Source organism: Halomonas sp. CH40, from assembly GCA_041875495.1.
GTDB lineage: Bacteria > Pseudomonadota > Gammaproteobacteria > Pseudomonadales > Halomonadaceae > Vreelandella.
The window spans coordinates 2,245,657-2,260,059 of record CP112982.1; the positions used below are offsets into that span (position 1 = coordinate 2,245,657).

General features: G+C 56.4%; 13 protein-coding genes. 4 read left to right on the top strand and 9 right to left on the bottom strand.

What is annotated here, in order from left to right; all coding sequences use genetic code 11:
• Positions 1-2 precede the first annotated feature (2 nt).
• From rng to OR573_10395, 5 genes are all read right to left on the bottom strand, one after another.
• Positions 3-1,466, bottom strand: coding sequence for a ribonuclease G (gene rng / locus OR573_10375; GenBank protein XGA78915.1), 1,464 nt, complete (start codon positions 1,464-1,466; stop codon positions 3-5).
• Positions 1,467-1,548: 82 nt separating this feature from the next.
• Positions 1,549-2,145, bottom strand: coding sequence for a Maf family protein (locus tag OR573_10380; GenBank protein ID XGA78916.1), 597 nt, complete (start codon positions 2,143-2,145; stop codon positions 1,549-1,551).
• 24 nt (positions 2,146-2,169) lie between these two features.
• Entirely contained in the window at positions 2,170-2,655 is a 486-nt protein-coding gene (gene mreD, locus OR573_10385; GenBank protein XGA78917.1) for a rod shape-determining protein MreD, read from the bottom strand.
• A complete protein-coding gene (gene mreC / locus OR573_10390; GenBank protein ID XGA78918.1) occupies positions 2,655-3,608 on the bottom strand; it encodes a rod shape-determining protein MreC in 954 nt (317 codons plus the stop codon). The genes mreD and mreC overlap by 1 nt, the downstream gene beginning before the upstream one ends.
• A 25-nt stretch (positions 3,609-3,633) precedes the next feature.
• On the bottom strand, positions 3,634-4,671 hold the full coding sequence (locus OR573_10395; GenBank protein XGA78919.1) for a rod shape-determining protein: 1,038 nt from the start codon (positions 4,669-4,671) through the stop codon (positions 3,634-3,636).
• A 236-nt stretch (positions 4,672-4,907) separates the two neighbouring features.
• Between OR573_10395 and gatC the strand changes: the two genes are divergently transcribed.
• From gatC to gatB, 3 genes are read left to right on the top strand one after another with little or no spacing between them, the layout of a single operon-like run.
• Positions 4,908-5,195 carry an Asp-tRNA(Asn)/Glu-tRNA(Gln) amidotransferase subunit GatC gene (gene gatC / locus OR573_10400; GenBank protein XGA81726.1) on the top strand — a complete coding sequence of 96 codons (288 nt, stop codon included), beginning with the start codon at positions 4,908-4,910 and terminating at the stop codon, positions 5,193-5,195.
• 51 nt (positions 5,196-5,246) lie between these two features.
• Positions 5,247-6,707, top strand: a complete 1,461-nt coding sequence (gene gatA, locus OR573_10405; protein XGA78920.1) for an Asp-tRNA(Asn)/Glu-tRNA(Gln) amidotransferase subunit GatA — start codon at positions 5,247-5,249, stop codon at positions 6,705-6,707.
• A complete protein-coding gene (gatB, locus tag OR573_10410; GenBank protein XGA78921.1) occupies positions 6,707-8,161 on the top strand; it encodes an Asp-tRNA(Asn)/Glu-tRNA(Gln) amidotransferase subunit GatB in 1,455 nt (484 codons plus the stop codon). The genes gatA and gatB overlap by 1 nt, the downstream gene beginning before the upstream one ends.
• Before the next feature lie 68 nt (positions 8,162-8,229).
• Here gatB and sixA read toward each other — a convergent pair whose 3' ends face one another.
• The 4 genes from sixA to OR573_10430 form a co-directional block, all read right to left on the bottom strand.
• On the bottom strand, positions 8,230-8,724 hold the full coding sequence (gene sixA / locus OR573_10415) for a phosphohistidine phosphatase SixA (protein ID XGA78922.1): 495 nt from the start codon (positions 8,722-8,724) through the stop codon (positions 8,230-8,232).
• Positions 8,705-9,784 carry an NAD(P)H-dependent glycerol-3-phosphate dehydrogenase gene (locus tag OR573_10420; GenBank protein ID XGA78923.1) on the bottom strand — a complete coding sequence of 360 codons (1,080 nt, stop codon included), beginning with the start codon at positions 9,782-9,784 and terminating at the stop codon, positions 8,705-8,707. Before OR573_10420 ends, sixA begins: the two co-directional genes overlap by 20 nt.
• Positions 9,785-9,940: 156 nt before the next feature.
• Positions 9,941-11,845: a molecular chaperone HtpG gene (gene htpG, locus OR573_10425; GenBank protein XGA78924.1), complete on the bottom strand. Its 1,905-nt coding sequence runs from the start codon at positions 11,843-11,845 to the stop codon at positions 9,941-9,943.
• A 112-nt stretch (positions 11,846-11,957) separates the two neighbouring features.
• A complete protein-coding gene (locus tag OR573_10430) occupies positions 11,958-12,305 on the bottom strand; it encodes a DUF1232 domain-containing protein (protein ID XGA78925.1) in 348 nt (115 codons plus the stop codon).
• A gap of 121 nt (positions 12,306-12,426) precedes the next feature.
• Here OR573_10430 and OR573_10435 point away from each other — a divergent pair, with 121 nt between their 5' ends.
• Positions 12,427-14,397, top strand: coding sequence for a transglycosylase SLT domain-containing protein (locus OR573_10435; protein XGA78926.1), 1,971 nt, complete (start codon positions 12,427-12,429; stop codon positions 14,395-14,397).
• Positions 14,398-14,403: the final 6 nt, after the last annotated feature.

The window sequence follows — 14,403 nt, forward strand, 5'->3', positions numbered from 1 at the left end:
GTTTACATTAGCACAATATCATACTGCTCTTGCGAGTAGTGTTGTTCAACCTGAAAGCGAATGGTCTTGTTGATAAAGATTTCCAGGTCGGCCACCGAAGCAGATTCTTCATCAAGCAGGCGGTCAACCACCGGTTGCGACGCCAATACCATATAGGTTTCAGCGCTGTAAGCGCGCTCTTCACGTAGAATCTCGCGGAATATTTCATAACAGATGGTTTCAGGGGTTTTCAGCGTACCCCGGCCTGCACAGGTGGGGCAGGCTTCGCACAGGGTCTGCTCAAGGCTCTCACGGGTACGCTTGCGGGTCAGCTGCACCAACCCAAGCTCGGTTACCCCGGTACACTTGGTTTTGGCGTGATCTTTTTCCAGCGCCTTCTCCAACACGCGCAACACCTGACGCTGGTGCTCAACATCCTCCATATCGATGAAATCAATAATGATGATGCCTCCCAGGTTACGCAGGCGCAGCTGCCGGGCAATAGCTGTTGCGGCTTCCAGGTTGGTCTTGAAGATGGTCTCTTCCAGATTGCGGTGCCCGACGTATCCCCCGGTGTTGACATCGATGGTGGTCATCGCCTCAGTCGGGTCAATCACCAGGTAGCCACCTGACTTAAGCTGCACCTTGCGCCCCAACGCTTTCTGAATCTCGTCCTCAACGCTGTAAAGGTCAAAGATCGGCCGCTCGCCGGGATAGTACTCGATGCGCTCCACCGCGTCCGGCATGAACTCCTCGGCAAACTCGACCAGGCGGGTAAAGTTTTCCCGGGAATCAATACGTACCTTCTCGATGTCATCACGCATGACATCCCGCAGAGTGCGCATAAAGAGCGGCAGGTCATCATAGATAACTGAAGACGGCGCGGCGGTCTCCTTGCGCTGGCTGACTTTTCGCCACAAGCGCAAGAGAAAGTACATATCACTGGCAATTTCTTCTTCGCTGACGCCTTCGGCGGCCGTGCGCACAATAAAACCACCGCTGACCTCAATGCTCTGCTGAGCAATGCCTGTTTCCAGGGCGACTTTCAGGCGCTCTCGCTCGCGATCATCTTCAATGCGCTGTGAAACACCGTGATGGGGTGAGTCCGGCATATATACCAGATAACGCGAAGGCACAGACAAATGAGTGGTCAGACGCGCCCCCTTGGAGCCGATCGGGTCCTTGGTGACCTGCACTACCAGGGCTTGGCCTTCGTGCAGTAACTGACCGATGGTTGACTGTTCATCACTGGGCGTCCCTGAGGGCGTCACTTCATGGGCATGGATAAAGGCGGCGCGTTCCAGGCCAATATCGACAAAAGCAGCCTGCATACCAGGCAATACCCGAACCACCTTGCCTTTGTAGATATTGCCCACGATACCGCGACGACGCGACCTTTCGATCAAGGCTTCCTGCAAGACACCGTTTTCAACCAGCGCTACGCGGGTTTCCATCGGCGTCAGATTGATGAGAACCTCACCACTCATTCCCGTTCCTTACTGGTTAGAAAAAGGGTTAAAAGAGATGCTTGTTGATCTACCCGGAAAACCCACCCAGGCCTGACCGCTTCTATCTAAACACATTATTCCATATCGGGACGCCCTGCTGGCGAAGAAGTGTCGCTGTTTCGTATAGGGGCAAGCCCACAACGGCAGAGTAACTGCCTTCAATAGATGCCACAAACACAGACGCTAATCCCTGAATAGCGTAGCCGCCAGCCTTATCGAGAGGTTCTCCCGTCTGCCAGTAAGCGGCTATTTGCTCATCATTGATCTCACCAAGGCGTACCCGGGTTGTCACGCAGCATGTCAACACACCGGCAGGGCCTGTTAGCGCAACCGCCGTCAGCACTTCATGACGACGCCCGGAAAGCGCGGCCAGCATCTTGGCGCCATGCGCCTGGTCACGCGGCTTACCCAGGATATGGCCGTCAAGCACCACGGCTGTATCAGAGCCCAAGGTCGGCAAGGGCGTCAAAGAGTCGGCAGCCAGTGCCTTTTCAACCGCCAGACGCACGACATAATCACCGGGAGATTCGTTAGGCTTGGGTGTTTCATCAATATCGCAGGGACGGATATCGGCGTCCACGCCAATTGACAACAGCAGGTCACGGCGGCGCGGCGATGCCGATGCCAGACACACAAGAGGTTGATGGGCAGGCGTCATCTTCGCACCTCGACTCTATGGCTATCAGGAAAACAGACGACGTTCCAGTGCAAGGAACATGGTCGCCAACCAGGGCCAGAGTACAGCACTGATAAAAGACGGGATCAAGAATGCCAGATGGATTGAAAAATCCCCCGACAGGGTACGCACCCATTGCTCCAGCAACTGCACCAATCCCAGCAGCACCAACACCAGCAGCGCTTGCTGAACCAGTGAATAGGTACGAAAACGCGTGTAGACCAGCGCACACAGAAAGGCCAGCACCGAAAGCGTCAGGGCATTCTGGCCCAGTGGCACGCCTTCAATCAGATCCAACAGCAGCCCAAGCACGAAACCGTGAAAGACCCCCACCCGATCAGGCGCACGCATGCACCAGTAGATAAACAACAACCCTAACCATTCAGGCCGGTATACCTGCCAGCCTTCAGCCAGCGGCATCACCTGCAGGCACAAGGCGAACAGCAGGGTGAACCATACCATTATTAACGGTACGACCGGTGCTTTCGCCATCAGGGCAGCTCCATGGTTGACGGGTCGGCTGACAGCGGGAAGAGCCCATTAATCTGCAGTACACTCTGCAGTGTTTCATAGGACAACGTAAATGACTCATCCCAGATAGCGATTTCCGCATAGGGTAAGGGCTGAGGAAACAGCAACAGGAAATAGCGCGAACGCTGCAAGCGTGCCAGCGGTTCAGCCCGCACCTGGGCAAATGGCTCGCCAGGGTCGTGAACCACAGAAGTGACTCTGGCCACCGGGTAACCGGCAGGAAAACGCCCTGCAAGACCTGACGTGGTGAGCAGGTCACCTTCGCGCACATCGGCCGTATCCGGCACATGGAGCACATTAAGGGCGTCATAGTTGCCCGAACCTTGAACGATATAACGCAGGCCATTGCGGTTGATACGAACTGGCAGCGCATGGCTGGCATCCCCCAGCAGCAGCACTCGGCTGGAATAGGCTGATACCGCCGTCACCTGGCCAACCAGACCAAAGGCATCAATTAACGGCTGACCAACGTACACGCCGTTACGATGACCGCGATCAATCACCATCTGGTGGCTGAAGGGGTCATTGTCGAGAGAAATCAGCTCAGCGCTGATGAAATCAACCTCGCGGTACTCAGCGGCATTCAGCAGGCGACGCAACTCGGCATTTTCAGATACCAGGCTGGCGATGCGCTGGCCACGATGAGACAGGGTCAGCATCTGCTCACGCAACCGCTGGTTTTCATCCAGCAGTGCCTGATGATCAGAAAGCGCCACCGTCCCCCAACTAAGCAAGTCGCTTGGCAGGCTGACCACCCATTGTACCGGGGCCACCACCATCGACAGCTGAGCGCGCACCGCTTCCATTCGCGTAAAGCGTTGGTCGACAAACATCAGAGCACTGGCCGCCAGCACGCAGAAAAACAGCCGATAGCCGGGCAGCGCCCCTTGTGAAAACAGCGGCTTGATAATCAATCCCCCTGCAGATCAAGCGCTGGCGTTAATCACTGGATAGCAGCTCGAAAGTGTGCTGATCAATCATTTCCAGTGCTTTACCGCCACCACGTGCCACGCAAGTCAGCGGGTCTTCGGCGACGATAACAGGCAGGCCGGTTTCTTCAGCAATCAGCTTATCGAGATCACGCAATAATGCGCCACCACCGGTCAGCACCAAGCCCCGTTCAGCAATATCTGACGCCAGTTCCGGCGGAGATTGCTCAAGGGCGCTTTTGATAGCGGCCACGATGGAACTCAGCGTTTCCTGAAGGGCTTCCAGAATCTCATGGGAATTCAGGGTGAAGCTGCGCGGGATACCTTCCGCCAGGTTGCGCCCACGCACATCGATCTCGCGTAGTTCGCCGCCTGGATAGGCGCAGCCAATTTCTTCCTTGATGCGCTCTGCGGTGGCTTCGCCAATCAGGCTGCCATAGTGACGACGCACATAGGCTGTGATGGCTTCATCAAAGCGGTCGCCACCGACGCGGATGGATTCGGAATAAACCACGCCATTAAGCGAAATGATCGCAATTTCGGAGGTTCCTCCCCCGATATCCACCACCATTGAGCCCTGGGCTTCTTCAACGGGCAGACCAGCGCCAATGGCAGCAGCCATGGGCTCTTCAATCAGGAAGACTTCACGGGCGCCAGCCCCTTCCGCTGATTCACGAATAGCTCGCCGCTCGACCTGGGTCGACATGCAGGGCACGCAAACCAGCACGCGCGGGCTGGGTGTCAGAAAAGTACTCTGATGTACTTTACGAATAAAGTGTTGAAGCATCTGCTCGGTGACGGTGAAGTCAGCGATGACGCCATCTTTCATCGGACGGATAGCGGTAATATTGCCGGGGGTACGCCCCAGCATCCGCTTGGCATCGGCCCCGACTGAAGCAACGCTGCGCATGTTGCCTGATTGGCGAATGGCAACGACAGACGGCTCATCGAGGACAATACCGCGACCGCGTACATATATAAGTGTGTTGGCCGTACCCAGATCGATTGATAAATCGCTGGAAAACAGCCCCCTTAAACGTTTGAACATGGATGTTGTTACCTAGTGCAGACCGGGAACCCTGTGCGGATGCAAACGGTATCACCGCAACCCACTGTCAGCAAGCAGAACAGCGGCTGATACTGCCCGACGCAAGGAAATATGGTATATTTTTACGCTATTTGATGATCAGAATGACTCAGCTCCCTATATTGTACAGGGCCTGGGGAAATTTACACTGCGCACAGTCAATGCGCTTATCACTTGTTAACGAGGACGTTCCCACCATGGCGCTTGAAGAAACACACGTGCGCCGGGCTGCCCACCTGGCCCGGCTGGCGGTTAGCGATGATCAGGCCAAGGGGTTTGTTGATGACCTGAGCCAGATCCTGGAGATGGTCGATCAGCTGCAGCGTGTTGACACCCAGGGTGTCGCCCCCCTGGCGCACCCGCTTGATGCAACCCAGCGCCTGCGCGCCGATGAGGTCACCGAAACCGATCAGCGCGATCAATTCCAGCGCTGCGCCCCTGCAGTTGAAAACGGTCTTTATCTGGTTCCCCGAGTGGTTGAGTAAGTTATTTCCTCTCTCCTCTTCTAATCGTCACCCGAACGGAGTTTCCGGGTTATGCATGACAAGACATTGACGCAAGTCGCTGCGGCACTTGCCAGCGGTGAAGTATCCAGCCGCGAACTTACCGCCCACTATCTGAAGCGCATTGAGCAGACCAACAGCGAACTCAACAGCTTTATCAGCGTGACCAGCGAGCAGGCATTGCAGCAGGCCGATCAGGCTGACCAGGCCAGGGCCAGTGGCAATGCAGGGCTGTTAACCGGGGTTCCCCTTGCACTCAAGGATATTTTCTGCACCCAAGGGGTTAAAACCAGCTGTGGTTCCAAAATGCTGGATAATTTTATCGCCCCCTATGACGCCCACGTGGTCGAAAAACTCAAGGCCGCTGGCTGCGTCAGCCTGGGTAAAACCAATATGGATGAGTTCGCCATGGGCTCCTCCAACGAAAACAGCTTTTATGGCGCGGTAAAAAACCCCTGGGATACCACGGCCGTTCCCGGCGGCAGCTCTGGCGGCAGCGCGGCGGCAGTGGCGGCTGGTATAACGCCTGCGGCATTAGGTACCGACACCGGTGGCTCAATCCGCCAGCCAGCCGCATTCTGCGGCATTACCGGCCTGAAGCCGACCTACGGACGGGTCTCTCGTTACGGCATGATTGCCTATGCCTCAAGCCTTGACCAGGCAGGCCCGATGGCGCGCAGCGCTGAAGACTGTGCCCACCTGCTGAACGTGATAGCTGGCCAGGATCTGCGTGACTCCACCAGCGTTGCTCGCGGCGTACCTGATTATACCGACACCCTGAATGCCCCCTTGTCAGGCCTCAAGATTGGCCTGCCAAAAGAGTATTTTGGTGACGGTCTTGATCCCGACGTTGAAAAGGCGGTACGTGAAGCGGTCAAGGTTTATGAATCCCTGGGAGCGACGGTTAAGGATGTCAGTCTGCCGCATACCCATTTTGCGATTCCTGCCTACTATGTGATTGCACCGGCTGAGGCGTCCTCCAACCTTTCACGCTTTGACGGCGTGCGTTTTGGCCATCGCTGCGACGATCCTCAGGATCTGATGGACCTTTACAAGCGCTCCCGCGCTGAAGGGTTTGGCGATGAGGTTAAGCGCCGCATCCTGATCGGCACGCATACCCTGTCGGAAGGCTTTTTTGATGCCTATTACACCAAGGCTCAGCAGGTACGCCGCCTGATTCGTCAGGACTTTCTGGATGCCTTTGAAGATGTGGATGTCCTGATGGGGCCTGCCTCACCCACCCCGGCCTTTGACTTGGGCGCCAAGAAAGACCCGGTTTCCATGTACCTGCAGGATATCTATACCATCGCCGTTAACCTGGCCGGGATTCCGGGTATCAGCGTGCCTGCTGGCATGGTCGGGCGTCGCCCGGTAGGGCTACAGATTCTGGGCACGCATTTTGCTGAAGCCCAGCTGCTGAATGTGGCGCATCAGTTCCAGCAAGCGACCGACTGGCATCAACAACGTCCTACTTTTGCTGAGGAGAAGGCCTGATGGAATGGGAAACCGTAATCGGGCTGGAAGTTCACGTTCAGCTCGCCACTAAATCGAAGATTTTCTCCGGCGCGTCCACGGCGTTCGGCGCAGAGCCCAACTCGCAGGCCTGCGCCGTCGACCTGGGCCTGCCCGGTATCCTGCCTGTCGTCAATGAACAGGCGGTTGCCATGGCCGTGCAGTTTGGCCTGGCCGTGCATGCCGATATTCCTGAAGTGTCAGTGTTTGACCGCAAGAATTACTTCTACCCTGACCTGCCCAAAGGCTACCAGACCAGCCAGATGTATCACCCCATTGTTGGCCCAGGCAGCATTGACGTAACGCTGGATGATCATTCAACCCGGAAGATCCGCATCCATCATGCGCATCTGGAGGAAGACGCGGGTAAATCGCTCCACGAAGACTTCCACGGTATGACCGGCATTGACCTCAACCGCGCGGGCACTCCTCTGCTGGAAATTGTCTCCGAACCGGATATGCGCAGCGCCAAGGAAGCGGCCGCCTACCTCAAGGCGATTCACTCGATTGTTACCTATCTGGGCATATCCGATGGCAACATGGCAGAAGGCTCGATGCGCTGCGACGTCAATGTCTCGGTGCGCCCCAAGGGCCAGGAAAGCTTTGGCACCCGGGCGGAGGTCAAGAACGTCAACTCTTTCCGCTTTGTCGAACGCGCCATTGCCTTTGAAGTCGAGCGCCAGATTGAGTTGATTGAAGACGGTGGCAAGGTCGTTCAGGAAACCCGTCTGTATGACCCGGAGCGCGACGAGACCCGCAGCATGCGTACCAAGGAAGAAGCCAATGATTACCGCTACTTCCCCTGCCCGGACCTGCTACCGGTCGTGCTTGACCAGGCCTATGTGGACCATCTGCGCGAACAGCTACCAGAACTGCCTGCTGACAAGCGCGAGCGTTTTCAGAACGCACTTGGCTTATCCGCCTATGATGCCCACGTGCTGTCAGCCAGCCGTGCCATGGCCGATTACTTCGAAGAGGCCAAGGATGTCTGCGGTGATGCCAAGCAGGCCGCCAACTGGGTTCAGGGCGAGCTCTCCGGCGCCCTGAACCGGGAGAACTTGAGCATTGAGCAGAGCCCCATCAATGCCCGCCAACTGGGTGAACTGCTCGCCCGGGTGATTGACGATACAATCAACGGCAAGGCGGCCAAACAGGTCTTCCAGGCGCTGTGGAATAACCAGGGCGCCAGCGCCGATGAAATCATCGAAGCCAAGGGTCTCAAGCAGGTGACAGACAGCGGCGCCATTGAAGCCATGATTGATCAGGTGATTGCCGACAGCCCCGCTCAGGTGGCGCAGTACTGCGATGCAGAGCCGGACAAGCGTGGCAAGATGATCGGCTATTTCGTCGGCCAGGTAATGAAGGCTTCACGCGGTACTGCCAACCCTCAGCAGGTCAACACCCTGCTCAAGGAGAAGCTCGACGCTAAACTTTAAGCGTGAGGCGTGAGGTAAAGCAGTCATCTACCGGCCCCTCAGTTAGGGGCCGGTTTTTTATATTTTGATCAGCTTAACTGGCGAGGGTCGGTCATACTGATCAGCTCAGCACAGCCCGATGCCCAGACATCGGCGCTTAATTCCGCCACCCCTGCCGTGGCAAAACTGACACCAAAGCCTGCATGCCCTCTAGTCAAGACGCCGGTCAGCTCGCCCAATAGCGGCATATGGCTGACCAGCAACAGGGTATCGCTATCAGGCTGGGCCATCAGCCAGTCACACACGGCATTGGGTGAGTCGTCCGGGGTGATACCCTGATAGGTCTCCACTTCACTCCCCAGGGCCTGGGCAACCGCCTGGGCGCTTTGCTGGGCGCGCGTATAGGGGCTGGCGATGATCCGCAATCGCCCCAACTCCTTGCTGGCCACACGGTCTGCTAGCCAGCGAGCCATCAGGGTGACTTCCTGCTCACCACGTGTGCTCAAACGGCGTATGTTATCCGGCGCCCCGGCAACAGCTTCGCCGTGGCGCATCAATAACAATCTATTGCTGACTTCCTTCATGCCAATCTCCTGTCTCTCGATGAGCCTGCTGGACGGCTTCGCGCGGCAGCACGAATTCAACGTCGCTGCTTTGCTCGCCCATCATCAGCATTCTTGCCATATCCTGTGCCGGAACACCGTCAAACAGCACATGGTACAAACCTTCTGCCATCGGCATATAAACGCCCATCTGGGCAGCCTTGGCGCATACCAGCCTGACGGTATTCACCCCCTCAGCCACCTGACCCAATGCCTCCACTGCCTGATCAAGACTGCGGCCTTCTCCCATGGCGTAACCCACCCGATAGTTACGCGAGAGGTTAGAAGAGCAGGTAACGATCAGGTCGCCAACACCCGCCAAGCCCAGAAAGGTCATCGGGTTGGCACCATGAGCCACCGCAAACCGGCTCATTTCTGCCAGTGCGCGGGTCATCAGCATACTACGAGTGTTTTCCCCCATACCCAGCGCAGCGGCCATACCGGCAGCAATGGCGTAAATATTTTTCAAGGCACCGCCCAGCTCTACGCCGTGGCGGTCATTGCTGGCATACACCCGGAAGTAACGGCACCCCAGCGCCTGTTGAACCCGTGTGCGAGTCAATGGATCGGCACTGGCAATCACTGTCGCCGTTAATTGCTTGTCGGCGATTTCAGAGGCCAGGTTAGGCCCGGCAATCACACCGATATGAGCAAATCCGGTTTCCTGGTGCAGCACATCGCTCATCAACATGAAGCTGTCCTGCTCAATACCCTTGGTGGTACTGACTAGTATCTGCTCGGCGCTGAGGTAAGGTTTGGCAGCCTGAACCACACTACGAAAAGCACTCGACGGAATGGCCACCAGCACCAACTCAGCGCCACTCAAGACAGCGGCAATATCGGTGGAAGCCTCAACGGCTGCGTTAATTTCATAATCGGGCAGATAGCGACCGTTACGATGTTCGTGGTTGATTTGAGCAACCAGACGCTCATCACGCATCCACTGGCGCACCTTGGCCCCATTGTCAGCGGCAATGCTCGCCAGTGCCGTTCCAAAGCTACCGCCACCCAGCACGGCCACACTAATCTGCTGTTCCGCCATATGCCTGTGTCCTTGCTTACTTGAGATATCTGGCCATATTCTGACCGAGAGGTGCTATCAAGACGTCTTGCTAAAGTGCTTTATTAAAAATCAGTCTAGCAAAACAAAGGGCCCGCCAGGGAATCCTGACGGGCCGCAGTCTACTTAAACACGGTTTTAAGCCGTTAGTACGCTGTTAAGGCGTTTGACGTAAGCCGCCGGGTCGTCCAGATGTCCACCTTCAGCAATGATCGCCTGATCCAGCAGGATATGCGCCAGATCCGTAAAGGTATCGCCTTCAGCCCCTTCCAGACGGCCTACCAGGGCATGCTCGGGGTTGAGCTCTAGAATCGGCTTGACCTCTGGCAACGGCTGGCCTGCTGCTTCCATGATGCGGCGCATCTGAAAGCCCATTTCATGCTCAGGCAGAACGACACAGGCGGGTGAGTCGGTCAGGCGATGAGTGACCTTGACTTCCTGCACGCCTTCACCCAGCGCTTCTTTAACCCGCTTGACCAGATCTTCCTTAGATTTTGCGGTTTCTTCCTGCGCCTTCTTCTCTTCTTCGTCTTCCACATCGCCCAGATCAAGTTCGCCCTTGGCGACATCGGCTAATGATTTACCGTCAAACTCGCTGAGGTGGCTCATCAACCATTCATCGATGCGGTCATGCAGCAACAGGACTTCGATGCCTTTCTTGCGGAAGATTTCCAGGTGCGGGCTGTTTTTCGCCGCATTGAAGCCGTCAGCCACAATGTAGTAAATCTTCTGCTGTCCTTCCTTCATGCGCTCAATGTAGTCCGCCAGCGACTGATCCTGGGTACTGCTATCGGTGTGGGTTGAAGAAAAACGCAGCAAGCCGGCAATTTTCTCCCGGTTAGACGGATCTTCACCCGGGCCTTCTTTCAATACGCTGCCGAAGGTGTTCCAGAAGGTCTGATAGCCGTCTTTATCCTTGGCCAGCTTCTTGAGCATATCCAGGGCGCGCTTGGTGAGTGCTCCCTTGATTTTGTCGACCTTGGGATCCTGTTGGAGCAGTTCGCGGGACACGTTCAACGAGAGATCACGGGTGTCCAATACGCCCTTGATAAAACGCAGGTAAAGTGGCAGGAACTGTTCAGCGTCATCCATGATGAAGACGCGCTGCACGTAAAGCTTGACGCCACGGGCACCGTCACGCTCATACAGATCGAAAGGAGCACGGCCCGGCACATACAGAAGGCTGGTGTATTCCAGTTTGCCTTCTACCTTGTTATGGCTCCATGTCAGCGGGTCGCTGAAGTCATGGGCGACATGCTTATAGAAGGCCTTGTACTCTTCATCGGAAATTTCACCCTTGGGGCGCACCCACAACGCCGTGGCTTCGTTGACGGTTTCCCAGGTAGTCACTTCACTACCCTCGATTTCGTTGCCGTCATCATCCTTGGCGGTTTCGGTCTTGGGCATGCGTACCGGAACTTCGATGTGATCGGAGTACTTACGCACCAGGCTCTGCAGGCGGTAATCGTCGGCAAACTCATTGGCATCTTCCTTCAAGTGAAGAATAATTTCGGTGCCATGAATCTCGCGTTCGATATCCGCTACCGTGAATTCGCCCTCACCTTTGGAGCGCCATTCAACGCCTTCGCTTTTTTCACTGCCAGCCTTACGGGTGCGCACAGTTACTTCATCAGCGACGATAAAGCCAGAATAGAAACCCACCCCGAACTGGCCGATCAAACGGGCATCTTTTTGCTGTTCGCCGGAAAGCTGCTTGAGAAAATCAGCCGTGCCGCTGCGCGCAATGGTACCCAGATTGCTGATAACATCATCACGATTCATGCCGATGCCGTTATCGCGTACGGTGACAGTGTTTGCTTCGCTGTCGTGTTCGATCTCGATGCGCAGCTCGCTGTCACCTTCATACAGGGCATCGTTATCCAGAGCGGCATAGCGCAGCTTGTCGCAGGCATCCGCCGCGTTGGAAATCATTTCACGCAGAAAAATTTCACGGTTAGAGTACAGCGAGTGAATCATCAGATTCAGAAGCTGTTTAACCTCTGTCTGAAAGCCAAGTGTTTCTTCGTGGGTGGCGGTGGTCATTCGTTCAGCCCTCAACAAGTGATTGCATATTGTTTATGGAACAGCAGACAACGGACGTTGCCTGTTGCTATGTGAATCAAGTGTTGCAGATATGGGGCTGTACAGTTTTTTTTCAAGGCGTGGTGGACGATGCGTCCTGACCGTCATCAGGCCCCTGCTTCCAGAGGCGGTAATCCGCTAAATGCAGGTCAATACGGTTGAGCAGCCAGCCAACAATCACGACGTCATCCACCAGGCCGATCAACAGCAAAAAGTCGGGAATCAGATCAAAGGGCAGCACAAGATAGGCCACCGCCAACAGCATATAGCCAAAGGCGCGCCACGGAACGGGGCGAAAATCACCCCGCACGACATCCCGGGTCATGGGGAAAAACCATTTCAGCGCACGAACAATGCGTTTAATCACCCAGGCGCGGGAGGTCAGGCGCCGCATCAGCCAGCCACCAGATAAAGGCTTCATCGTAATATCGTTCTCCTTTTTGCTAATATATTGGAAAGTCATTAAAACGATTCGTTCATCTCCTGACCACGTTAAGCTATCTTAAAACATGCCGTTAAACGGCTCCCTGGAGAAATTATTTATGCCACGCTGTTTCCTGCCTAGACACCCAGCTTGCGGCATTGGCCGTGTGCTGGCCTTACTGGGCGCCCTGTCGCTGGCTGCGCCCGCTGCCGGGCAATTCATCAGCGACGCCGATATGCGCAGCGCCCTCAATGATGCCCGCGCCCAACGCTGGGAACGTATCGACACCCAGGTCACAAGCCAGCATATTCTGGGCGGCTATATTGAGTACCATCAGCTTAAAGGGCGTTTGCCCGACTTGGCGCCTGAACGTGTTAAAGATTACATGGACAGACACAGCGACGCCCCCCTGGCGGCCTGGCTTCAGGGGCAGGCCCTCAGTGAGTATGGCAAAGCCCGCCAGTGGGCTGACATCAGGACCATCGCGACACAACCCCCTTCAACGACTGAGCGACAATGCTATTTCTACACGGCCTGGCTGGATCTAACCCCTCAGCAAGCCTACGAGGGCGGAAAAGAGCTATGGCTGACCGGGCGTTCCCAGCCGGATGCCTGCAACAGCCTGTTTGATAGCCTGCGCAGCCGCGGCGTGATTGATCAACAAGCCATCTGGGAGCGCAAGATGCTGGCATGGGAAGCTGGCGAACGCGGCCTGATGAGCTACCTGGGTGGCCTGCTAGACAGCCGCTGGCAGGCTGCCATCCAGCGCGTAGAATCAACGGCTAGTGCTGGTTCCCTCTATGATGCGCCGAGTTGCCTTGGCCCTGAGTGCGCGGCAACCCCTGCTTTTTATCGTGCAGCCATGCAGCGACTGACCAGGGAGAACACCCAGGGTGCCCTATCCGTATGGCCATCGCTGGCCGATCGGCTGTCACTGCCAGCCGACACCCGGCAGGCCATTGAAGAGGAACTGGCTTTCTATGCGTTGCTCAGGGAAGTCTCCAGTTCATACGCCTGGGTCGACCGTACCTTACCGACGCTTGAGAGTGAAAGAGTACTGGAACTAGGTGTGCGCCGCGCCCTGCAAGCCAGGGACTGGACGGCCGTGCAGCAGTGGATCGCCAGCATGAACGATGAACAGCGTAACGACAGCCGCTGGCAGTATTGGCTCGGGCGTGCCAGCGAGCAGCAAGGCAACCAGCAAGCCGCCGAGGCGCACTTCTTTCAGGCCGCAGGCCAACGCGACTTTTTTGGCTTCGCCGCCGCTGAACGCATCAATCAACCGCTTCCCCTGAATATCGAAACCTACACCCCAGACCCTGCCAGCCGCCAGCGTATCGCCAACCTGCCAGCCGTTCAGCGTACTGAGGCCCTGATGCGCATCGGCGAAGAGGGGCTGGCAAACAGTGAATGGCTCAATGCCGCCCGCCACGCCTCAGGTGAGACGGCTCGGGCCATGGCAGATTATGCCGATTCACGCGGCTGGGATGCCCTCTTGGTGCAAACCACCATAGCCGCGCAACTCTGGGATGCCCTTGCCTGGCGTTTCCCCGAGGCTTACCGCGACCAGTTCATGCACTGGGGACGCGTGACAGGCGTGGATCCCTACCTGCTGATGGCCATTGCCCGGCGTGAAAGTGCCTATAATCCGGCAGCACTTTCACCTGCCGGCGCGCGTGGTTTGATGCAACTGATGCCTGGTACCGCCACTCAGCTTAGCCGCGAGTTGGGCATTGCCGACCCTGGCCCCTACGGTGTGCTTGACCCTGAGCTGAACATCCGCCTGGGTAGCACCTATATCCGCGATAAGCTTGAGCGTTACCGGGGCAACCGATTGGCTGCCGCTGCCGCCTACAATGCTGGCCCTGGGCGGGTTGATCGCTGGCTGAGGGAAGAAGGTATCAATGAATTCGACTTGTTTGTTGAACGGATTCCGTTTCGTGAAACCCGTCACTATGTGCAGGCCGTGCTGACCTATCGGGCAATTTTCGCAGCTCTCAGCCAGGGTGGTAGCCCCCAGGGAGTCTCCCTGCTTAACCCGCAAGAGCAAGGCGTACGCTATGATGTCAGCCTGCTGAATCGCCCATAGTGCTAA